Source organism: Halovenus carboxidivorans, assembly GCF_009831575.1.
GTDB classification, from domain to species: domain Archaea; phylum Halobacteriota; class Halobacteria; order Halobacteriales; family Haloarculaceae; genus Halovenus; species Halovenus carboxidivorans.
The window spans coordinates 446,821-468,682 of the sequence record NZ_WUUT01000003.1 but is presented as its reverse complement, the minus strand read 5'-3'; the positions used below and the strand labels follow the sequence as shown (position 1 = coordinate 468,682).

The following is a 21,862-nucleotide window of genomic DNA, read 5'->3' as shown; positions in this document are numbered from 1 at the left end:
TGTCGAGGTCGGATCGGCCGGTCACTCCGGGGACTCGTCGTCGGGGGAGAGCCACTCGCTCGCCTGTGGTTCGTCGGGGTCGGTCGGAACCTCGACCAACCGGGGTTCGTCGCTGTCCAGCGCCGCCGAGAGTGCCGTATCGATCTCTGCTGGCGTCTCTGCACGTGTCGCCTCGACACCCATCCCCGCGGCAATCGTCACGAAATCCAGCGGCGTCTCCGACCAATCGTAGCCGTCCTGAATTCCGAACGAGCGACCCGCCTCCTCGGTGATGATCGCGTAATCGTCGTTTCTGAACACGACGACAGTCACCGGAATGCCCTCGCTGGCGGCGGTGTGCAGTTCGTGAATCGACATCAGCAAGCCGCCGTCACCGGCGAGTGCGAGCACGTCGCGGTCCGGGTTGGCGATCTGTGCGCCGAGCGCCGCGGGGAGACCGGTTCCCATCGTCGCCCACGAACCGGGGTTGACGTACCGGCGCGGCCCGCTCGCGTCGAAGGTGTTCAGCGCCCAGACCCGAAAGCCGCCGGCGTCGACGGAGACGACCGTCTCCTCGGGGACGGCCTCGCGGACGGCCCGCAACGCCCGGACCGAACTCAGCGGTGTCGTCTCCGCCAGCAGCGATTCGACCCGGTCGTCCATCGCCTCCCGGACGGCGGTCGCTCGCTCGCGACCCCCGCCGTCACCGACGGCGTGCGATTCGAGCACCTCATCGAGCGCGTCGAGGGCGTCTGCGGCGTCGGCGACGATACCCACGCTGAGATCGTATCCGGTCCCGAGGTCACCGGGCGAAAGCGTGATGTGGACAATTTCGTCGGGCGTCTCGACGGACCAACCTCGGGTCGCCACGGCGTCGAAGTCGGTGCCGACTGCCAGCAACGCGTCGCTGCTCGCCAGGCAGTCGAGGAGTTCCGGGGGCGCGCTCCCGGAGAGCGTGCCGGCGACGCGGTCGTTCGAGTCCGGAATCACGCCTTTGCCCTTGTAAGTCGTGACGACGGGCGCGTCGAGTCGGTCGGCGACCGCGAGGAGTTCCGAGTCCGCCTCCGCGGTCCTGACGCCGCCCCCGACAAGTATCGCCGGGCGGTTCGCGCCCGCGAGACAGGTCGCCGCGTCTTCGATATCCGCCTGCGGGACGGGAGTCGAGGAGGCGTCGTCGGTCCGTGAGGCTGTTGCGAGCGGACGATCCTCGGTGAGGAAGTTCTTCGGGATGCCGACCCTGACGGGACCGGTCGGCGGGCGGAGCGCGGTGTCGATAGCCCGCTGGAGTTCGACGGCGACCGCCGAGGGCCGCTCGATTACCGTGTTCGATTTGACGACCGGGTCGTAGACTTCGGGAGGCGTCTCGTGGATGCCGTCGCCGCCGCGGACGTCGGGTTCGGTCTCGACGGCGAGATGCACGAGCGGCGTGCAGTCGTTGTACGCGTTTTTGAGGCCGTTCAGGGCGTTCATATCTCCCGGGCCGGGAACGACCAGCGTCGCGGCGGGGCGGCCGCTGGTCTCGGCGTAGCCCCACGCGGCGTGAGAGACCGCCGTCTCGTGGCGGGCACCGACGAAGCGGAGGTCCTCGCGCCGGTCGATTGCCTCGTTCAACGGAAGTGTCTGCTTGCCCGGAATCCCGAAGACGGTGTCGATCCCACTGGCGGCGAGTCGTTCGACGACCCCGCGGCTGACGCGCATACGGCCGTTTCGGGGGAGACGATCAAAAAGTGCACCCAAAAGAGAGAAACTGCGACGGCGTTGTCGACGCCAACGGCGGTGATGCCAACAGTGCCGTTGGAACTGGGATCAGTAGCCGAAGTTGTCGCGGATCAGCAGGACCGTCGTCCGGTCCTCTTCGAGTTCCTGTCGGAAGATGAGCTGTTTCGCGATTTCGGATTCGACGCCGTAGGCCTCCTGTGCGCGCTCGTTTTCGAGGGGGTAGGCGACGGATTCGAGACGGTCGAGCGCGTCTTCGAGCGTCGGGACGATCTTGTTCACGCCGCTGACGATGAGGACGTTCTCGGCGGCGAAGGGGTAGGCACCGATCCGGCTACCCGAGCGGTCGGCCGCGACGAGTTCGCCGGTCGCGGAGATAGCGTTGATGCCACCGAGGAAGTACTCGGCGGTCTGGGACTCGCGGCGGGCGGCCTGTCGCTCGGCGTCGTCGTCGATGCTCCAGATCTCGTCGGCGAGGCTCTCCCACTCGTGGTCGCCCTCGCTCAGATACTCCGCGAAACCGATCTCTTCGAGCGTCGTCGAGTGGCCGTTCATCACCGACGCGCCGGCGGGGATCGCTGACTTGATCTCCGCGAGCGCCTCCTCGCCCGAGTCGACGACGACGACGTTAAAGCCGTTGTCTTCGAGGTTTTCGACCGTCTCCTCGATCGTCTCCTCGTCCGGAACGTCGTCCAACGACTCCTCGATCGTAGTCTCGGCTGCGTATGTTGCTTTTTCTGACATGCTGAAGTAATCTACACCGAGACCTAAGTGGAGAAGCCGCATAAGTGCTCGCGGACACCGGTGTCAGGTGGTGAGACGAGTGTTACTCACCGATCCGACGATCACAGAGATCGCCGCAGACAGGCCGCCGTCGCCGGACAGAGATCCTCGAACTCCCGTGTCTCTCGGATCGGGTCGGGGGCGTCGGAGCGGCCGATCCGGGTGTACCCGCGAGCGAGGAAGAACTCGGCGGCCGTCGTCGTGAGCAGGTACAGCGCGTCGATTCCCCGTTCTCGGGCCGTCGCTTCCAGTCGGGTGCACAGCGCCGTTCCGACTCCCGCGTCACGGGCCGACTCCTCGACCGCGAGCGAGCGGAGCAGTCCGGCACTGCCGTGGCGCTCGAATCCGCCGACGCCGACGCGCTCGTCTCCGTCGTAGGCGACGTACAGCGTATCGAGCGCCCCGGGGACATCCTCGGCCGGCAGGTCGTTGTCCCTGAGAAGCGAGACGACATACGGGTGATCGGCAGGGGTCGCGCGCTGGAGCGTGGGCCTCTCCGAAGCCATGGATCGACGTACTCCCGCCAGCGTAATAGCTGTTCGAGCTACCACACACCCGGAACGAGGGACAACCGACTAGTACCAGCCACCCGATTGGGTAGCCATGACCGGCAACGAGCAGAGTGAGGATGTCGCGCCGCTTTCGGGGCTCACGGTTCTCGACGCGTCGCGGGTACTCTCGGGACCGTTCTGTACGATGCAGTTGGGCGATCTGGGGGCGGACGTGATTAAAGTCGAGCGACCCGACGGCGGCGACCAGACCCGGGGCTGGAAACCGCCGACCTACGGCGCTTCCGAGGAATCGGCGTACTACCTGAGCATCAATCGGAACAAACGCTCGGTCTCGCTGAATCTCGCCAGCGAAGAGGGGCGAGAGGTGTTTCGCGACCTCGCGAGCGAGGCGGACGTGCTCGTCGAGAACTTCCGCGTCGGGCAGATGGACGACTGGGGGCTCGGGTACGACGATCTGCGCGAGGAGAATCCGGATCTCGTCTACTGTCACATCACGGGCTACGGCGAGACGGGGCCGTACAGACACCGACCGGCATACGATCTCATCATGCAGGCCGAGGGCGGGCTGATGTCGATCACCGGCGAGAGCGGCCGCGAACCGGCCAGGGTCGGGATCGCTATCGTCGACATCGCGGCGGGGATGTACGCGACGCAGGCGATTCTCGCCCGCCTCTTCCGACGGGAGTTCGCCGACAGCGGCGGCGACAAGATCGACATCAGTCTCTTCGACAGCGTCGTCGCCTGGCAGACCTACATGGCCTCCTATTACTTCGGCACCGGTGACCCGCCGGGACGGATGGGCAGTCGCCACCCGACGATCGTCCCGTACCAGGCGTTCCCGACGAAAGACGACTACGTGGTCGTCGCCTGCGCGTCGGAGAACATCTGGCCGCGGTTCTGTCGGGCGCTCGGCCGCGAGGAGTTGATCGACGACGACCGCTTCGCGACCAACGAACAGCGGGTCGACAACCGCGAGGAACTCGAAGCCATCCTGACCGAGGAGATAGAGAGCTACACGACCGCAGAGATTGTCGAGCAACTCCAGGACCACGACGTACCCGCCCGGGCGGTCAACGACATGGCCGACGTGTTCTCGCATCCGCAGATCGAGGCCAGAAACATGCGGCGGACGATCGACCACCCGACCGTGGGCGAGGTGGAGATGCCGGACAGCCCGATGAACTTCCAGAACGGGACGACGGCCTTCGACGCGCACCCGCCGTTGCTGGGCGAACAGACGACGGAGATTCTCCGGGAGTTCGGCTACTCACAGGAGGATATCGAGACACTGCGCGAATCGGGATCTGTTCGGTAATCGGGGTCGCGACCCTCCGTAGGAGCCGCGGACTCGACGACTTCGGAAGAGAAGGGCGCACGGCGGGGTTCGTCAGCGAGCGATCGGAGTCACACCCGATCGAGAGCGTCGAACGAGAGAACCACGTCGTTGCCACTGTCGTCGGAGCGGCGGCAAAACGAGAGTTCCCCTCCGACGGAGTTGGCGATCCACTTTGCGATCCACAGACCGATCCCGTCGTTGTGACGGAGTGGATGTTCCGAACCGTGACGGATCGTCTCCGTGACGCCCTCCGGGATCGGTGGACAGTGATCTCTGACGTGGACGGACACGCGTTGGTCGCCGGTTTCCATGTCGACTTCGACGACCGGGTCGGTCGCCTCGGCGTGGACGATCGCATTCTCTATCAGTTCCCGCAGGGCGATGTCGACTGAGGGGGGCGCGAGAGCGAGTGCACTCGATGGCAGAGAAGTCCGGATCGTGGACGCCGGCCGTGCAATCGAGAGCGCGCGGACCGCCTGTTCGGTCTCGTCGACGAGATCGAGCGCACACTCTTCGTCGTCGGGGACCGTGAGATGCTCCTGCGCCCGGCGCACCTTGTCGCTGATGTCGATGATTCTGTTGCTCCGGTGTTCGATTTTCTCGGCCGCGGTCCGGTAGCCTTCGTCGTCGATCTCCTGCAGCAGTGACGCCTTGCCGAGGATGATGTTCATTTCGTTGCGGATGTTGTGCCGGAGCACGCGGTTGAGAATTGAAAGTTTCTGCTGTTGCTGTCTGGCTCCCCGACGATCCTGCATGCGACCGAGTACGAGCGTCCCGGCCTCGACCGCGAGCGCGCGACAGTGGACCTCGACTGGAATCGTCACGCCGCGTTTTGTGGTGATCTTATCGACCCACCCCGCGGTCTCCGGCGGCCCGCGATCACGGAGAAACTGGTGGTGGTGTCGCCACTGTTCGTTTCCCTCCCCGAACACCACTGTCAGTGAGTTACCCCGGAGTTCCGCGCTCTCGTACCCCGTGAGTTCGGAGACGGCTTCGTTCACGACGACGAACTCCCCGTCGCCGGAGGCGACCCACAACGGATCTGTCGCTGTGTCGAGTAGTGCTCGGTACGCTGGCTCTGGGGTGTGATCGGCAACCATCGTTTGCACGTTCGGTATGTACCGCGCCACGGGCCGCCCGTCTAGTACAGATACTGGTTACGTACTTATTAAAAACATCTGCTAGGTTTGCCCGTGATAGGAACCGATCGAACAGAACCCAGGACCGCACACTCAAGTTCCGAGACGGTCGCATCTCGTCGGCGATTTTCTCGACGGCGACGGCGAACCGGTAGAACAGGTAGACGACGAACAGGCTCAGGACGACTCGCCCGATACTGAGCCAGCACGCGATCGGTTCGGCGATGCTCTGGGGAACCACGATCCCGAAGGCGAAGGTGACGCCGACGAGGACGGCCAGCAGAACCGCGGCCCACGTGGGAGTCTCCGGCTGCCGGTCAGCGGGTGACGTACCGACTATTCGGTGCCGAACGAATAAGACCGTGGCCGGCTCAGAGGACGATCTGAGCCTACGTTAACTCGATATCGTCGATGTCGTAGTGTCGCTCCGCGAGTCGGCGGGCCGCGTCGATGTTGCGGCCGTCGGCGCCGATGGCGGCGCCGCGGTCCTCTTCGGCCACCTCGACGTAGGCGAGACGGTCGTCGTTTTCGCTGATCGTGACGTTGTAGACGGCCGCGGGAGCTAGCGTGTTCGCGACGAAATCCTCCGCGGTCGGGGCGTCTTCGACGAGCTTGATCGATTTGCCGATGCGCTGCTCGACGCGGGAGACGTGCTCGCCGCCGGCACCGATGGCCTTGCCCATCTCCCCGGTCTTGATAAGGAAGATCACCCGGTCGAACTCCTCGTCGAGGAGGCAGTCTTTGACCGTGGCCTCGGTTTCGGTCTCGAAGAGGCCGGCGAGCTGGCGCGCTTCGTCCGAGAGTGTGATCGTCATCCTAGTCGGCCTGTTCGCCGCTGCCGCTTGTCATCCGCAGGTTCACGTCGCCGGTGCCGAGCTTGATCGGCTTGCCGACGATGACGTTCTCGGTCACGCCGTCGAGTTCGTCGATCTCGCCGTGGATCGCGGCGTCGAGCAGGTGACTGACCGTCACCTCGAACGCCGCCCGGGCGAGCACGGAGTCTTTCGACCCCGAGATGCCGTGCCGACCGATGGATTCGATGGTCCCCTCGTTGGTCATGATGTCGGCGACCAGCATCAGGTGACGGATGTTCACGTCGTCAAGCCCCTGCTCTTCGAGGGTGTTCATCGTCTCCTCGATGATCGCCTCGCGGGCGGCCTCGATTCCGAGGTTGCGGTGGATCTCGTGGATGTTGTTACACGTCGTCCTGGAGGCGTCGACGCCCTCGATGTCGAGCACGTCGCCGAAGGCCGATCCCTCGGTGTAGAGGATGAACTCCTCGCCCTGGTCGGTCTCCTCCTTGCGGATCACCACTCGTGAGATCTCCTCGATCCCCTTGAAGACGATTTCGCGCAGTTCCTCAACGAGTTGGAGCAGATCCCGGTACGAGGGCTGCTCGGGACCGAACTCGATGACGAGCCCGCGCTGGCGGGTCTCGACGCCGAGTTTGGACTCGATGGTCGCTGCGATCTCCTCGGCCACCTCGACGGGATCCTCGACGGTCGGCCACCGCTCGCGGAGCGTGTCCTCGTTCAGGGCGACCTGGACGAGCATGTCCGCGACGTTCGTCGAAACGTCGCCCAACTGGAGGATCTTCGTCGCCTCGATCTTCCAGACGACCTCGTGTGCGCGCTCGCGGTTCTGCGCGAACTCGTCTTCGAGATAGACCGTCATCATCGGCGTGTCCGGCTCCTTCCGGGCGTCGACGAGTTCGATCAGCCGCGGCAGTCCCTGCGTCACGTCGATCTCCGCGACCCCCGCGTAGTGGAAGGTGTTCATCGTCATCTGCGTCCCCGGCTCCCCGATGGACTGTGCGGAGACGGTCCCGACCGGGTCCAGCGGGTCGACCCGGGAGTTGTAGTACTCCGCGACCGTCGCCTGGACGATTTCGTCGGCCTGCTCGGTCGTTACGTCGCGGTCTGCGAGGGTCTCGTAGACCTCGTCTTTGAGCCGCCGCGGGAGGTCTGCGTCCTCGACTATCGCCTCGATATCGTTGGATACGTCGTACTCTGTCATTGTATCACCTGGTCAGTCGTCACTCTGTGCGAGCCACCAGTCGTCGGCGTGCTCGGAGAGGTTCGTCGGCTCGCGGGTCTCCCCGAGGAACTGTTCTTTCTCTCGCTCGTCTTGGAACTCGCTTTCGAGCACGCGGTCCGCGATCTGGTCGACATCGACCGCGTCCTCCTCCTCGGAACTGGAGACCTCGACCGGCGAGGTGCCGTCCTCACCGAACTCGAACTGAACGATGGTATCCGAGGTGTCTCGGACGGTCCCGTCGTACTGCGTTTCGAGCTCAGAGAGCGCGTTGATCAGCCGGCGCTGGAGATAGCCCGACTTCGACGTTCGGACCGCGGTGTCGACCAGCCCCTCGCGGCCGCCCATCGCGTGGAAGAAGAACTCCTTGGGGTTGAGCCCCTCGCGGTAGGAGTGCTCCACGAAGCCGTGGGCGTCCGCCGAGAGGTCGTTCTCCTCGAAGTGGCTGAGCGTCCGGTTCTCGTAGCCGCGGTTGATCCGCTCGCCACGGACCGCCTGCTGGCCGACACAGCCGGCCATCTGGGTGAGGTTCAGCATCGACCCACGCGCCCCGGACTCGGCCATCACAACGGCGGGGTTGTCGTCGTCGAAGTGGTCCTCGGCGATGTCGCCCGCGCTGTCACGGGCCTGCCCGAGCGTCTGCATGATCTTCATCTCCAGGGTCTCGTCGATCGTTCGGCCCGGGAGCGATTCGAGTTCGCCGCGCTCGTAGGTCTCGATCAGTTCCTCGACGCGCTCGTTGGCTTCCTCGATCGCCTCGTCGACCTGTGCCTGTGCCTCCGGTGGGATCGACTCGTCGTCGATACTGATCGAGAACCCGAAGTGCATGATCGTCCGGACCGCGACCGAGGAGACCTCGTTGATGAAGATCCGGCCCCGGGTCCGGGAGTACTGCTTGGCGATGGTGTCGACGACTTCGCCGCCGAAGGCACCGACCGCGTCCTCGTCGATGGTACCCTCGATGAGTTCGCCGTCCTCGATGACGACGGTATCGCCGGCCGAGGAGGTGAACTCCAGATCCAGCGAGTCCGGCAGGAGTTCGGAGAAGACCGTCCGACCGGTCCAGTACTCCTCGCCGTCCTCGACGCCGTCGGGTTCGGGCAGTTCGTCGATGCGAGTCGCCCGGAGCAGATCCAGCGCCTGCGTCTCGTTGAAGTGTGGGTTCTGGTTGGTGAGCAGGTAGGTCGCGGTGACGTGATCCTGGATCGCACCGAGGATGTTCTCACCGAACCGCGGGCTGAGCATCTGCTCTTGTACGCGCATCAACACGCGGGCCTCCGCGCGGGCCTCCTCGTTCTGGAGGGCGTGCATGTTCATCTCGTCGCCGTCGAAGTCCGCGTTGTACGGCGGGCAGACGACGGTGTTGAGTCGGAACGTCTTGTACGGCATCACGACGACCTCGTGGGCCATGATCGACATCCGGTGCAGCGACGGCTGGCGGTTGAAGATCACGATGTCGCCGTCGATGAGATGGCGAGAGACCTCCCAGCCCGGCTCGACCTTCTCCGCGAGTTCCTCGCAGTTCTTCTCGGTCACCTTGAGCCGACGGCCGTCCTCACGCCGGACGTAGTTCGCGCCCGGGTGGGACTCCGGCCCGTTGCTGACGTAGCGGCGTGCCTCCTCCAGGTTCCGCTCGTTGACGTTCATCGTCTGTGTCATCTCCTTCGCGACCCGGTCGGGAACGCCGACCTCGTTGAGGCTGAGGGTGGGGTCCGGCGAGATGACCGTTCGAGCGGAGAAGTTGACGCGTTTCCCGGACAGCGAGCCGCGGAACCGCCCCTCCTTGCCTTTCAGGCGCTGGGAGAGGGTCTTCAGCGGCCGACCCGAGCGGTGTCGTGCGGGCGGCGTCCCCGAGATCTCGTTGTCCATGAACGTGGTGACGTGGTACTGCAGCAGTTCCCAGAGGTCTTCGATAATCAACTGGGGCGCACCGGCCTCGCGGTTCTCCATGAACCGCTGATTGATCCGGATGATGTCGACCAGTTTGTGGGTCAGGTCGTCCTCGCTGCGCTGGCCGTTATCCAGCGTGATCGACGGCCGCGCCGTCACCGGCGGCACCGGGAGGACGGTGAGGATCATCCACTCCGGCCGCGACCGGTCGGAGTTGATCCCGAGCACCTCGATGTCCTCGTCCGGAATGGCCTCGAACCAGTCCCGGATGTCCGAAGGCATCAGTTTGTTCATGTCCTCCTCGGTCAGATCGACGTCCAGCGCGGACTCGATCGCTTTCCGGTCCTCTTCGCGGGGTCGGAAGTCCCCGGAGAGAATCTCCTGGATCCGGCCGGGATCGATATCCGTCTCCTCGGCCAGTTCCGTCGGCGTCACCCGTTCGGAGTCCTCGTCCGGTTCCATCGCGGCGGCGATGCGGTCGGAGTACTCCGAGGACAGCACCTGCTGGACCTCGTAGTAGGTCGTCGGCTTCTCGTGCTGGATGTCGTACTGCGGTTCGCCGCAGTGCGGACACCGGTCTTTCTTCCGGGCCTGACGGATCGCGGCCTTCGTCACGTCGTTGAGGTCCTGTCCCAGCGCGCGCGTCCGGTCGAGGTTCTCTGAGAACTCGCGTTTCTCGTCTTCGGTGAGACAGAGCCGCGCACACTCGCGACAGGTGCCACGGAGCAGTCGCCGGATGAGTTTGGCGAAACCGACGTGGATGACCGGCGCGGCCAGTTCGATGTGACCGAAGTGGCCGTTACACGACCCGGAGTGTTTGCCGCAGGTCTTGCATTCGAGGCCCGGATCGATCACGCCCAGCCGCGGGTCCATCAGCCCCATGTCGATGGGGAAGCCGTCGTCGTCGTACGTGTCGGCCGTGATGATCTTGGTGGCACTCATCTCGCGGTACTCCTCGGGGTCCATCAGCCCGAAACTGAGCTGACCGATCTCCTGTGGTGCTTGCTGACTCATTTATACTGCCTCCTCCAGTTCGATCCGCGGTGCGATTCCGAGTGCTTTCATCTCGTCGAGCAGGAGCTTGAACGCGTAGGACATCTCCACCTCGTGGACGTTGGTCTCCTCGTCGCAGTTCGGACAGTAGACGCGGCGCTGTTCGACGTTCTCGACGGCCGCCATCCCACACTCGCCGCAGACGTTGATCCACTCGCGGTCGGACTCGTCGAGCAGCCGTTCCTTGAGCGTCATCGCCGCGCCGTGGCCGATGAACACGTCCCGCTCCATCTCCCCGATACGCAGGCCGCCCTCGCGGGCACGACCCTCCGTGGGCTGGCGGGTCAGCACCTGCACCGGGCCACGCGAGCGCGCGTGGATCTTGTTCGAGACCATGTGGTACAGTTTCTGGTAGAAGATCGTCCCGACGAAGATCTCGGCCTCGATCTTCTCGCCGGTGATACCGGAGTACATGATCTCCTTCCCGCTGGATTTGAAACCGTGCTCCTCCAGCGAGCCACGGAGATCTTCCTCGTCCTCGCCGGTGAATGCGGTCCCGTCGACGCGGCGGCCTTCCAGCGAACCGACCTTGCCGCCGATCATCTCCAGGATGTGACCGACGGTCATCCGGGACGGCAGCGCGTGCGGGTTGAGAATCAGGTCCGGAACGACGCCCTGCTCTGTGAAGGGCATGTCCTCCTGCGGAGCGATGTGGCCGACGACACCCTTCTGCCCGTGTCGGCTGGCGAACTTGTCGCCCAGTTCCGGGATCCGCTCGTCTCGGACGGACACCTTCGAGAGCTTCGAGCCGTCCTCGTTTTCCATCAGCGTCACCGTGTCGACGACCCCGGACTCGCCGGAGCGCATCGTGACGCTGGTCTCTCGGCGCTTCTGCGGGGAGAGCCCGCCCATGTCGTCCGGCTCTTCGAGGAACCGGGGCGGGGAGGTCTTCCCGAGCAGGACGGCGTTCTCGTCGACCTCCGTCTCGGGGTTGACGAGGCCGTCCTCGTCGAGGTGGGTGTACGCTTCCTCGCCGCGCGCGCCCCGAACCTCCTCGTCGGGAATCTCGAAGCGGTCCTCCTGACCGCCGGGGTAGCGCCGCTCCTCGCCCTCGTAGGTCCGGAAGAAGTGCGAGCGGGCGAGCGCGCGCTCGACCGATCCCTGGTTCATGACGAGGGCGTCCTCGATGTTGAACCCCTCGTAGCTCATCACGGCCACGACGAAGTTCTGCGCCGCGGGGCGGTCGTCGTATCCGATCTGTTCTGTGGTCTGTGTCTTGACCATCGACAGCTGTGGGTAGTGCAGCAGGTGCTGGCGCGTGTCCGGGCGGATCCGGTAGTTCGCCGACGGCAGCCCCAGCGACTGCTTGATCATCCCCGATCCCATCGTAATTCGGGGGCTGGCGTTGTGCTCGGGGTAGGGGATCATCCCCGCACCGATCCCGAACATCAGCTGTGGGTCGATTTCGAGGTGGGTGTGCTTCTCGGTCAACTCCTCCTCGTCGACGGCGACGAGGATATCTCCCTCCTCCTCGGCGTCGATGAAGTCGACCAGACCGCGGTCGACCAGATCCTGGAACTCGATGTTCCCGGCCTCCAAGGCTTCGATCTCCTCGTCGGAGATCAGCGGTTCACCGTCCTCGACGACCAGAAGCGGTCGGCGGGCGCGGCCGGCGTCGGCGTTGACGATGACCTCGTCGGTGCTCTCGTCGACCGAGACGTTGACCATCTGGCTGATATCGCCGCGGCGGCGGGCCTGGCGGATCTGCTCCGCGAGTTGCTTTGGCTGGGGGTGTGTCCCCACCAGCGATCCGTTGACGTAGACTTTGGCTTCTCGTTGTTGCTGGCTCATGTTAGTCGTCCGCGGGCTGTTCGACGCTTTCGATGCCTGGGATGCCCTCGACTCCCATCTGTGCGAGTTCCTGTTTTAGCTCCTGTTCGTCCTCGACGTTCTGTGACAGCTCCATCGCCTGCGCGAAGTTCTTCACGAGCCCACAGTTCGGCCCCTCCGGCGTCTCGGACGGACAGATCCGACCCCACTGGGTCGCGTGCAGGTCCCGTGCCTCGAAGTGTGGCTGCGAGCGGGAAAGCGGCGAGCGAAGCCGCCGCAGGTGGGAGAGAACGCCCATGTAGTCCGTCCGGTCGACCAGTTGGCTCACGCCCGAGCGGCCGCCGACCCAGTTGCCCGTCGCGATCGGGTGCTCCAGCCGTTCGGTCAGCACGTCCGAGCGAACGACCGTCGAGACCGAGAGCTGTCGGTTTCGCATGTTCGCCCGTTCGAGCTGGTATTTCACGTCCCGTGCGAGCTTGTTCAGCGCCGTCCGGAACAGGTCTCGCATCAGGTCGCCGGAGACTTTCAGGCGCTTGTTGGCGTAGTGGTCCTTGTCGTCCGGCTCTCGGCGGCCGAGTGCGAGCTCGAAACAGGCCTCGGCCATCCGGCAGAGATAGTACGCCTTGTTGATCCGGACGTCCTCCTCGTCGACGCCCTCTTCGTGGAGGTGCGGGAGGAGATACCGGTCGATGACGTAGTTCGCGCGCTTGAGCTGGTAGTTTTTGCCCTGTCCGGAGGCGACGCGTTTCCCGAGGGACTCGATGGCTTCCTCGGTCGTCTGCACGTCTGCGGCCTCCAGGTTCTCCAGCATGAACTTCACAATCTCGGGGTCGTCGCTGACGCGGTGGACGATCTCCTCGTCGGATTCGAGGCCGAGCGCGCGCACGAGCGTCACGAAGTTGACGCTGCCCGAGACCGACGGGAACGAGACTTCGAGCAGCCCGTCCCGCGTCCGCTCACAGAGCACCAGCGCGCGGTAGCCCCGGCGCTGGCTGAACGTCTTCGCGACTTCGATGGTGTCGCCGTACTTGGTGTCGGTCTCGGCGAGGATCTTGTTCGGCGCGAGGTCCTCGCTGGTCATCAGCACGCGTTCGGAGCCGTTGACGATGAAGTAGCCGCCGGGGTCGGCGGGGTCCTCGCCGATGTCGATCAGCTCCTCGCGGGTGAAATCGGCGATGTTGCACTTGTTCGAGCCGACCATGATCGGCATCCGACCGATCTTCGTCTCGGTCTGGTCGACGACGACCTCCTCCTCTTCGTCGCCGCCCTTGATGACGGCCATCTCCATGAACACCGGCGCGGAGTAGGTGATGTTGCGCAGCCGCGCCTCCTGCGGGTAGAGCAACTCCTCGCTGCCGTCTGCCTCCCGGACGCGCGGGGTAACGATCCGAACGTCCCCGAGTTCGACGTACACCGGCTCTTCGCCCTCCTTGTCGCCGATGTCCGTCTCGATGGTCGCCTTCTCGTCGACGACCTCCTGCATCCCCCGGTCGAGAAAGGCGTTAAACGACCGGAAGTGGTGTTCTGCGAGCCGTTCTCGTGAAAAATACTCCCGTGAAATGTTGCGTTTGTCCTCGATATTCATTATTCCACCACCAGTCGATAGACCACGGCCTGGTCCGTGGTTCGTGAGTCCCGTGTGATCTTGACCACGTCGCCGGTGTCTGCCTCCTTCGGCAGTGCCGGGTCTGTACGTTTGATCTTCGGCAGGTCTGTCTTTTCGATGTTGTACTCCTCGAGAACCTCCTCGAGTTCGCCGTCGTCGAGGAGGGTGTGGTCCGGTACGAGTGTGTGGTTGCTTACATCTACCATGAGTGTGGCTTATCGGCTAAGAAGCTATTCGAGATACTACAGCCCACTATAGTCGGAGCATATATAACTCTTTTTGAATAGGCTGGCACACGCTACCGGACCCGCCAACGAGGTCGGGGTGATGAACCGTGTTCGCAGTTCACAGTACAACAGGGGAGTATATAAATACCCGGTCCGCGCACCGGTCGCGTTTGGAAAGCCTTAATACCATAACCGGGATACGGAGTAATGCGAGCAAGCCCGGGTGGTGTAGTGGCCCATCATACGACCCTGTCACGGTCGTGACGCGGGTTCAAATCCCGCCTCGGGCGCTTCCTGAAATTCAACCCGGTGAGCGACCGCTTTGCGTGTCGGAACGACGACTGAAACCGTCGTACGACGAAGCGAGATCGGAACCCCACTACTCCACGGCGTGTGCTCATCGAGAGAAAAACCCAGGTCCGCACAGAGAAGAGACCGTCGGCGTGAAGTCCGAGCGAGGACTCGTCGACTTGACCGATCGGTCCGCTCAGATGTGACTCGCTGGGAACGGCCGTATCGACGTACGGTTCCCGCCCTCTGCGGTTGGCTGGACGTATCGCAAAAAAGAACGCAGGGCTGGCGGCGTGTTATCCGGTTTCGTTTCCGGTGCCGGGCTCCGTCTCGTTACCAGTACCGGGTTCCGGCTCCGTCTCGTTACCAGTACCGGGTTCCGGCTCCGTCTCGTTTCCGGTGCCGGGATCCGTTTCGTTGCCAGTACCGGGATCCGTCTCGTTTCCGGTGCCGGGATCGGTGGGCATGTCGCCACCGTTCTCGCCCCCGTCCATCGGTTCGTACGGTGTGCCACTCTCTTCAGAGATGAACTCGCCGGCCAGTGACAGCACCTCGGAACGGGAGCGGGCTTCGTCGACCACGTTGGGAAAGCCCGAGCGCCCCGTGACCGTCCGCAGGAACGAGGCGTGGCGGGCTTCGACGCTGTGGATGCCGAGCGCGGGCGGAACGAGGTCGGCGTTCTGGATGAACGGAGCGGCACCCGCGTACGCCGAGACGCCGATATCCTCGAACTGCGCGGCCGTCGCGAGGAAGACATCCGCGTATTCGACGCGGACGCCGAAGTCGAACGACGGCGATTCTGTCACCTCTCCGTCCAGCGACTCGATCGTCTGGCTGAGCGTCTCCACGTGGGCCTGTTCGTGGTCCCGAACTGTCTGCAGTTCCTGATAGACGCGCTGGCCGAGGGCGCTGTCCTCGCCGAGGACCCCACAGTTACAGAAGTCTTCCTCTGCGAGGTTCTGGAGCCCTCGCTGGTAGAAGGCCGCCTCGAGGTACTCGAGGGTCAGGGCGTAGTTCAGGATGGCAACGTCGTCCTCGAACTCGTTTTGGATCGGCTGGTCTCCGCCCTGGCCGTCCTCCCCGTCCTGACCCGTTCCGTCGTCCCCCTCCTGTGCGAGCGTCGGAGCGACAAATCCAGCGCCGGCCGCGAGTCCGCCGAGCGCACCGGCCGTTCCGGCGACGAACTGTCGGCGTGTGTTGTTGGGTGTACGATTCGTCTGGTCTCGGTCGTCGCTGTCGTTTTGAACCACGTTCACTCCACCGGACGGATCTCATTTTGTTATGTATCGGCACAGCGCCAGCCCGCCTCAGTTCGGTGACGTTACCTACCAGTTCGCGGGGTCAGAGACGCCGCCGAGCGAGGTCGGTCCCGTCGTGCGGTAACGTGTCGTTGTTTCGGGTAATGATCGGGAACCGGAAACGACGGCGTCCGATTCATTCGCGTGAATCAAAGCAGTCAACGGTGAGACTGGCCGCTCTCACGGAGACGGTCCCCAAGCGAGTCGAGATGTGAGATTCCGACGACTGCGACGACCTCTCCCGACCGTCGGGGGAGTCCGTCGGTCCCCTCCGCCTCGCGCGCATCTCGGACCCGCGAACTGCGGCGTGACCCCGTGGACCGAGAGCGTCGAGGAGTCCCCGGGAGCGACGGACTTGCGTGTGTTCGTCGGTCGCCCGCGCGTCGGGGGTTCGCCCCACTCGACACCGTGCTCGGCGGGCTCGTCGACATCGGGTTAGACCGGAGTGCTCTCGGAGAGGACCGCCGCGAGACGACAGCGAGCGGTGTGACCCGACAGCAACCACGCTTTTGAGAGGGATTCGTTCGCTGTTCGAGGGCTCGGCGTCGTCGATGAATCCGGGCTTACCCGGGAGTTAGGACATTTCTAACCCCCGGTCACCCGAGTACTCGGAAGAGGACTATCCATCGTATGACTGGGCAGATACGTTCGCGAGCGCTGTGCCCGGAACTGTGCAACGAGCACGGTATCATCCGTGTCACGTACTGAAGTTTGTGATAGCAAACGTATATATCGGTATCGCGGTTATAGTAAGTTGCAAAATGATACCGCAAATCGATCTCGTTCCGTTACAGCTAGCTGAGCAGGCAGGCGGAGACGAACTGTTTCTCGTGACACGCGTGCTGTTCGGTGCAGTGCTCGCGTTCATGGGACTGAATCACTTCATGCAGGTCGACCAGATGGCGCAGTACGCCTCGTTCAAGGGCCTCCCGGCGCCGAAGCTCTCGGTGATCGTCTCGGGACTCGTGCTCGTCGGTGGCGGGCTTGGCATCGTACTCGGCGTAGCGCCTGTCCTCGCGGGGGCCGCGCTGGCCGGATTCCTGCTGATCGCCGCGGTGACGATGCACGACTTCTGGGCCGTCGACGAAGAGGACCAGCAGACGGAGATGACACAGTTCCTGAAGAACATCGGACTGGCCGGCGGCGCGCTCTCCTTCGTCGTTCTCGGCCTCCTCGAGTGGCCCTACGCGGTCAATATCGGACTGTTCTGAACCCCGCGCGGGACCAAAACGCATATATTCCTGATCCGACCAGTATCGTACATGCGACACACCACGACCGCAATCGGCGCGCGCGGCCGCCGAGCGGCTGGTGTGGTGGGTTTCTCGAAGCGTAAGCGATGACCCGACTCGCGGCGGAGGTGGCGACTCCGTCCCGGGTCATCGCTCGACCGTGAACCGACGAGTACAGGACAGTTCACGACCAACAGTCAGTATCAGCGACGACCACCCACACCAGCTATGACACGCGATCTGCCACCGAGCGCGGACACCTTCGCCGGCGTCTACCCGGCGATGTGTACCCCGTTCAACGACGACGGAAGCATCGACTACGAGACACTCCGCGAGGACGCCCAACGGCTCGAATCAGCCGGTGTCGACGGCCTCGTTCCGATGGGGTCGACCGGCGAGTCCGCGACAGTTTCGCACGACGAACACATCGAAGTGATCGAGGCCGTCGTCGACGCGGTCGATGTCCCGGTCATCGGGGGAAGTGGCTCGAACAACACCGACGAGGCTCTCGACCTCTCACAGCGGGCCGCGGAGGCCGGCGCCGACGCGCTGCTTTTGATCTCGCCGTACTACAACAAACCCGAACAGCGCGGACTGATCACACACTACGAGACAATCGCCGACGCGGTTGATCTCCCACAGATCGTCTACAACGTCCCCTCGCGGACGGGCCGAAACATCGAACCGGAGACCGTCGCAGAACTCGCGACCCACGAGAACATCCGGGGGTTCAAAGCGGCCGGCGGCGACCTCAATCAGGTCAGCGAAATCGTCGAGAAGACACGTGACGAGGAGTTCGACGTGCTCTCGGGCAACGACGGCGAGACGCTGCCGATCCTCTCGGTCGGCGGCACCGGCTGTATCAGCGTCGCCGCGAACATCGAACCCGAGCGGATGAGCGACCTCGTCTGGTCGGCGCTCGATGGCGACTTCGAGCACGCGCGCGAGCGGAATCACGACCTCGGGCCGCTGTTCCGCGGGATGTTCTGGGAGACCAACCCGATCCCGGTCAAGGCCGCGATGGAGATCCGCGGGTACGGCGCCGGAAACCTCCGGTCGCCGCTGACCGAGATCACGCCCGAGAACCGTGATCGGCTCGAATCGCTGCTCGCGGAGTACGAAACCTCTTTCGAGCGCTACGACGCATGACGACGGTCGGAATCAACGGCATCACGGGCCGGATGGGCGAAGCGATCCGCGAGCGTGCGAGCGAGCGCGCTGACGTGTCCGTGACCTTCGGGATCGCCCCGAGCGAAGCCGACCTCGACGTGCCGGTCTACGAACCGGGCGAGGCCGCCGAAGCGATTGCGGAACACGCTCCGGACGCGGTGATCGATTTCGCCGTCCCCGAGGGAACGATCAACGTCGCCGAGGCGTGTGCCGAGGCCGGCGTCGCGCTCGTCGTCGGAACGACGGGCTTCGACGACGCCGGGAGCGCAGTACTCGACGAGACGAGCAACGCCGTCCCGGTGTTGAAGGCGACGAACTTCGCACGCGGGATCCACGCCCTGCTGCGGACGCTCGGGCCGGCGCTCGGCGCGCTCGAAGAGTACGACGTCGAGGTGATGGAGACCCATCACAACGGCAAACGCGACGCGCCGAGCGGCACGGCGAAGACGATTCTCGAAGAGATCAGCGAGTACCGGGAGTTCGACACCGTCCCCGGACGCGAGGGAATCCAGCCCCGCGAGGACGACGAGGTCGGCATGCTCGTCCGCCGGGCCGGAGACATCCGCGGCGAACACGAGATCATCCTCGCCGGCAACGACGAAGTGCTCTCGCTGTCACACCGCGCGGAGGACCGCGGCGTGTTCGCGGCCGGCGCACTCGATGCGGCGGTCTGGCTGGTCGATCAGGGACCCGGCCGCTACGAGTTCGGCGACGTGATCGACGCCTGAGCGCTCGCTCCTCGCCGCTTGGGTACGTAACTGACGCCGCCGAGCGCGCCGAGTGCGTAGCTCCGATCATCGAATAGTCTCGCGCCGCGAGGCGATCCGGAACCGCCGGGCCGGAGCAGACCGTTACCGCCAAGTCCGGACGCGCCGAGGTATGAGTATGAGCCTCCAATCGGAGATCGAAGACCTCTGGAGTCAGTACCAAAACGACGAAATCGACGCGGAGACGAGCATGGAGGACCTGACCGTCCTCGGTGACTTTCTCGACGCGCTCGAAGACGACGAGATCCGTGCGGCGGAGAAATCCGGCGGCGAGTGGGAGGTCAACGAGTGGGTCAAACAGGGCGTTCTCCTCAACTTCGGGCTCCGTCAGATTTCGAAGTACGAGTACGGCGACGTGACCTACAACGACGTGTTGCCGCTTGCGGACTCCGACGAGTACGGCGACCGCGGTTCCCGAAACACGCCGAACGGGACGGTCGTTCGCCGGGGGGCGAACATCGGCTCGGACGTGATCATGATGAGCCCATCCTTCGTCAACATCGGCGCCCGCGTCGGGGACGGCACGCTCGTCGACTCCTGCGATACGGTCGGCTCCTGCGCGCAGATCGGTGACGACGTGAAACTCGGCGCGAACACGCTGATCGGCGGCGTCCTCGAACCCGTCGAGGACGCGCCGGTCATCATCGAGGACGGCGTCTCGCTGGGCGCCGGCTGCCGGGTGACCTCCGGGTTCATCGTCGGCGAGAACAGCGTCGTCGGGGAGAACACGCTGTTGACCCCTCGGATTCCGGTTTACGACCTCGTCGAGGGGGAAATCCGCTACGGCGAACTGCCCCCGGAACGGCGAGCGTTCATCCGCTACGTCGAATCCTCCGTCGGTGACCACGACCTGTTCGACGGCGGCGCGTACAAGCCCGCGGTCGTCGCCACGCACATCGAAGAGGAGACCCTCGAAGGAACCGAGCGTGAGGACGCACTGCGGGAGTAAGCCGCTGGTAACCGGCGACCATCGAGAGGAACTGTTTTACTGCCGAGAGCCGAGAGACGGAGCATGGTCTCCCGTGAGACGATTGTCGTCCTGGTTTCGGGCGGGGTCGGAACTGCGCTGGCCGTCGGTATCGAGTCCGCTGGTCTGCTCGGCGGCTGGACCGGACTGCTCGCGTTCATCTATCTCGGCGGCTTCTGGTACGCGCTCCCGCAGTTAGCGCTGGCCACGACGAGCGGTGACGGACTCTCGACGCTTCGGGTCCGACTGATTCCCGTCATTCTCTTTTTCCTCGCGATCGCGATCACGCTCTCACCGCTCGCGAGCGGCCGCGAGCTACTCGGGATCTGGGGAATCGTCGCCGTCGCGATCGGCGCGCTCGTCGGGTCGGCGTTCGTGCGGGGCTACCGAGAGGGGGCAGGTGGCACCGGGGAGTGAGAGCCCACTCAGAACAGCCCCGAGAGCGCGCCGAGCACGTCGATCTGGATGTCGAGATACTCGACGGCGCGGTAGCCGAGGAAGATGCCGACGATACCGAGGATTCCGGGAAGATTCGGCGGTGCCGGAATCGGCGTCTGAACGAGGCCGAACAGGGCACCGGCGAACAGTCCAGTCAGCAGGGCGAGAGCGACCTGTGAGACCATGCGTACCAGGATGCCGGTCGCGATAATAAGTCACGGGACTCCGACTCCGATCGGCGTCGGGGGACTGGCTCGAGGCAACGAACCGAAACCATTCCATACGTCCAGCCCAAGTACAGGTACGATGGGCGGACACGATACCGGTAGTCCCTACGCACCACACACCCCCACCGAAACGGAACAGATGCTCGACGCGGTCGGCGTCGCGACGGAGGCCGACCTCTTCGATATCCCTGAGCCGGTTCGGTTCGACGGCGAGTTGGGAATCGAACCGCGGAGCGAACAGGCGGTCCGGCAGGAACTCGGAGCGATTCTGGGTCGGAACGACGACCTGACGGAGTTTCTCGGCCGCGGCCACTACGACCACTACGTCCCCTCGCTGGTCGATCACCTCTCCGACCGCCAGGAGTTTCTGAGTTCGTACACGCAGTACCAGCCCGAGATCGCACAGGGCTTTCTGCAGGCGCTGTTCGAGTACCAGTCGATGCTCGTCGAGTTGACCGGACTGGAGGTGGCGAACTGCTCGCTGTACGACGCCGCGACGGCGCTCGGCGAGACGGCGACGCTCGCCTCGCGAGTCCGGGCGACGACCGGCGACCGCGTGCTCGTCCCCGGACACCTCCCGGACGGCACCCGCGGCGTGCTCGAAAACTACGCCGACGGCGCCGACCTGGCCGTCGAGAGCTACCCGATGGACGACGGCGTCGCCGACGTCGAGGCGATCCGCGACCTCGTCGACGACGACCTGCTCCTGCTGTACGCCGAGAGTCCGACCGTCCGGGGCGTGATCGAGGAGTCGCTGGACGACCTCGGGGCGATTGCCGACGAACACGAGGCGCTGTTCGCGCTCGGCTCCGATCCCGTCGCGCTGTCGGTGCTCGAAGAACCGGCCGCCGCCGGCGCCGACGTGGTGATCGGTGACGCGGCGACGCTCGGGATGGGAACCAGCTACGGCATGGGTCTCGGGATGTTCGCGACGCGGAAGGAGTTCCTCCGGCAGGTGCCGGGCCGTCTCGTCGGTGCGAGCGAGGACAGCACCGGCCGGCGGGCGTTCACCCTGACGCTGCAGACCCGCGAACAGCACATTCGCCGCGAGCGGGCGACGAGCAACATCTGCACGAACCAGGCCTGGGTCGCCCTGCGGACGGCGATCCACGCCGCGTATCTCGGCCCGGAAGGACTGATCGACCTGGCTCGGACCTGTATCACCGGAGCGGATCGGTTGGCCGACGGACTCGACGACGTCACGGGCATCTCCGCGCCGGTCCACGACCGCCATCACTTCCGGGAGTTCCTCGCCCGGACCGACCAGCCCGCCCCCGCAATCGCCTCGGAACTGACCGAGGAGGGGTACGCGGTGCACGCGGTCGACGATCACCTCATACAGTGCTGTGTCACGGATACGAACGTCGAACAGATCGACGGACTGGTCGAGGCGGTGACGGAGGTGGTTGCATGAGCGGACGCGGTGA

General features: G+C 64.7%; 19 protein-coding genes and 1 tRNA gene. 8 read left to right on the top strand and 12 right to left on the bottom strand.

What is annotated here, in order from left to right:
* Positions 1 to 21: 21 nt before the first annotated feature.
* The 3 genes from GRX03_RS10335 to arsN2 form a co-directional block, all read right to left on the bottom strand.
* Positions 22 to 1,677 (bottom strand): thiamine pyrophosphate-binding protein, encoded by a 1,656-nt coding sequence (locus GRX03_RS10335; protein WP_159764115.1) that lies wholly within the window; start codon positions 1,675 to 1,677, stop codon positions 22 to 24.
* Positions 1,678 to 1,785: 108 nt separating this feature from the next.
* Positions 1,786 to 2,439, bottom strand: coding sequence for a lactate utilization protein (locus GRX03_RS10330; protein WP_159764114.1), 654 nt, complete (start codon positions 2,437 to 2,439; stop codon positions 1,786 to 1,788).
* A 101-nt stretch (positions 2,440 to 2,540) separates the two neighbouring features.
* Entirely contained in the window at positions 2,541 to 2,984 is a 444-nt protein-coding gene (gene arsN2, locus GRX03_RS10325) for an arsenic resistance N-acetyltransferase ArsN2 (protein ID WP_159764113.1), read from the bottom strand.
* Positions 2,985 to 3,081: 97 nt separating this feature from the next.
* On the opposite strand from arsN2, the gene GRX03_RS10320 reads away from it, so the two are divergent.
* Entirely contained in the window at positions 3,082 to 4,305 is a 1,224-nt protein-coding gene (locus GRX03_RS10320) for a CaiB/BaiF CoA transferase family protein (RefSeq protein ID WP_159764112.1), read from the top strand.
* Between the two features lie 89 nt (positions 4,306 to 4,394).
* Here GRX03_RS10320 and GRX03_RS10315 read toward each other — a convergent pair whose 3' ends face one another.
* The 7 genes from GRX03_RS10315 to GRX03_RS10285 all read right to left on the bottom strand — a co-directional run bounded on the left by GRX03_RS10315 (position 4,395) and on the right by GRX03_RS10285 (position 14,024).
* Positions 4,395 to 5,426 (bottom strand): sensor histidine kinase, encoded by a 1,032-nt coding sequence (locus GRX03_RS10315; RefSeq protein WP_159764111.1) that lies wholly within the window; start codon positions 5,424 to 5,426, stop codon positions 4,395 to 4,397.
* A 428-nt stretch (positions 5,427 to 5,854) separates the two neighbouring features.
* Positions 5,855 to 6,280 carry a NusA-like transcription termination signal-binding factor gene (locus GRX03_RS10310; RefSeq protein ID WP_159764110.1) on the bottom strand — a complete coding sequence of 142 codons (426 nt, stop codon included), beginning with the start codon at positions 6,278 to 6,280 and terminating at the stop codon, positions 5,855 to 5,857.
* Position 6,281: 1 nt separating this feature from the next.
* Positions 6,282 to 7,481 (bottom strand): DNA-directed RNA polymerase subunit A'', encoded by a 1,200-nt coding sequence (gene rpoA2, locus GRX03_RS10305; protein ID WP_159764109.1) that lies wholly within the window; start codon positions 7,479 to 7,481, stop codon positions 6,282 to 6,284.
* Positions 7,482 to 7,493: 12 nt separating this feature from the next.
* On the bottom strand, positions 7,494 to 10,403 hold the full coding sequence (locus GRX03_RS10300) for a DNA-directed RNA polymerase subunit A' (protein WP_159764108.1): 2,910 nt from the start codon (positions 10,401 to 10,403) through the stop codon (positions 7,494 to 7,496).
* Positions 10,404 to 12,233 carry a DNA-directed RNA polymerase subunit B gene (gene rpoB, locus GRX03_RS10295; protein ID WP_159764107.1) on the bottom strand — a complete coding sequence of 610 codons (1,830 nt, stop codon included), beginning with the start codon at positions 12,231 to 12,233 and terminating at the stop codon, positions 10,404 to 10,406.
* Position 12,234: 1 nt separating this feature from the next.
* Positions 12,235 to 13,797, bottom strand: coding sequence for a DNA-directed RNA polymerase subunit B'' (locus tag GRX03_RS10290; RefSeq protein ID WP_159764106.1), 1,563 nt, complete (start codon positions 13,795 to 13,797; stop codon positions 12,235 to 12,237).
* Positions 13,797 to 14,024 (bottom strand): DNA-directed RNA polymerase subunit H, encoded by a 228-nt coding sequence (locus GRX03_RS10285; protein WP_159764105.1) that lies wholly within the window; start codon positions 14,022 to 14,024, stop codon positions 13,797 to 13,799. The genes GRX03_RS10290 and GRX03_RS10285 overlap by 1 nt, the downstream gene beginning before the upstream one ends.
* A 238-nt stretch (positions 14,025 to 14,262) precedes the next feature.
* Between GRX03_RS10285 and GRX03_RS10280 the strand changes: the two genes are divergently transcribed.
* Positions 14,263 to 14,335: transfer RNA gene (locus GRX03_RS10280), tRNA-Asp, on the top strand.
* 297 nt (positions 14,336 to 14,632) lie between these two features.
* Here the strand turns inward: GRX03_RS10280 and GRX03_RS10275 are convergent.
* The gene (locus GRX03_RS10275) at positions 14,633 to 15,586 is read right to left on the bottom strand and encodes a ferritin-like domain-containing protein (RefSeq protein WP_368278295.1); all 954 of its coding nucleotides are present in this window, start codon (positions 15,584 to 15,586) and stop codon (positions 14,633 to 14,635) included.
* An 809-nt stretch (positions 15,587 to 16,395) separates the two neighbouring features.
* Here GRX03_RS10275 and GRX03_RS10270 point away from each other — a divergent pair.
* From GRX03_RS10270 to GRX03_RS10250, 5 genes are all read left to right on the top strand, one after another.
* Positions 16,396 to 16,845, top strand: coding sequence for a DoxX family protein (locus tag GRX03_RS10270; RefSeq protein ID WP_159764104.1), 450 nt, complete (start codon positions 16,396 to 16,398; stop codon positions 16,843 to 16,845).
* A 249-nt stretch (positions 16,846 to 17,094) separates the two neighbouring features.
* Positions 17,095 to 18,015, top strand: a complete 921-nt coding sequence (gene dapA, locus GRX03_RS10265; RefSeq protein WP_159764103.1) for a 4-hydroxy-tetrahydrodipicolinate synthase — start codon at positions 17,095 to 17,097, stop codon at positions 18,013 to 18,015.
* On the top strand, positions 18,012 to 18,764 hold the full coding sequence (dapB, locus tag GRX03_RS10260) for a 4-hydroxy-tetrahydrodipicolinate reductase (RefSeq protein WP_159764102.1): 753 nt from the start codon (positions 18,012 to 18,014) through the stop codon (positions 18,762 to 18,764). The genes dapA and dapB overlap by 4 nt, the downstream gene beginning before the upstream one ends.
* A 151-nt stretch (positions 18,765 to 18,915) precedes the next feature.
* Entirely contained in the window at positions 18,916 to 19,752 is an 837-nt protein-coding gene (locus tag GRX03_RS10255; RefSeq protein WP_159764101.1) for a 2,3,4,5-tetrahydropyridine-2,6-dicarboxylate N-succinyltransferase, read from the top strand.
* Between the two features lie 63 nt (positions 19,753 to 19,815).
* On the top strand, positions 19,816 to 20,187 hold the full coding sequence (locus GRX03_RS10250; RefSeq protein WP_159764100.1) for a hypothetical protein: 372 nt from the start codon (positions 19,816 to 19,818) through the stop codon (positions 20,185 to 20,187).
* Between the two features lie 8 nt (positions 20,188 to 20,195).
* On the opposite strand, the gene GRX03_RS10245 is transcribed toward GRX03_RS10250, so the two are convergent.
* Positions 20,196 to 20,393: a XapX domain-containing protein gene (locus GRX03_RS10245; RefSeq protein WP_159764099.1), complete on the bottom strand. Its 198-nt coding sequence runs from the start codon at positions 20,391 to 20,393 to the stop codon at positions 20,196 to 20,198.
* A 121-nt stretch (positions 20,394 to 20,514) separates the two neighbouring features.
* Between GRX03_RS10245 and gcvPA the strand changes: the two genes are divergently transcribed.
* The gene (gene gcvPA, locus GRX03_RS10240) at positions 20,515 to 21,849 is read left to right on the top strand and encodes an aminomethyl-transferring glycine dehydrogenase subunit GcvPA (RefSeq protein ID WP_159764098.1); all 1,335 of its coding nucleotides are present in this window, start codon (positions 20,515 to 20,517) and stop codon (positions 21,847 to 21,849) included.
* Positions 21,850 to 21,862 lie beyond the last annotated feature (13 nt).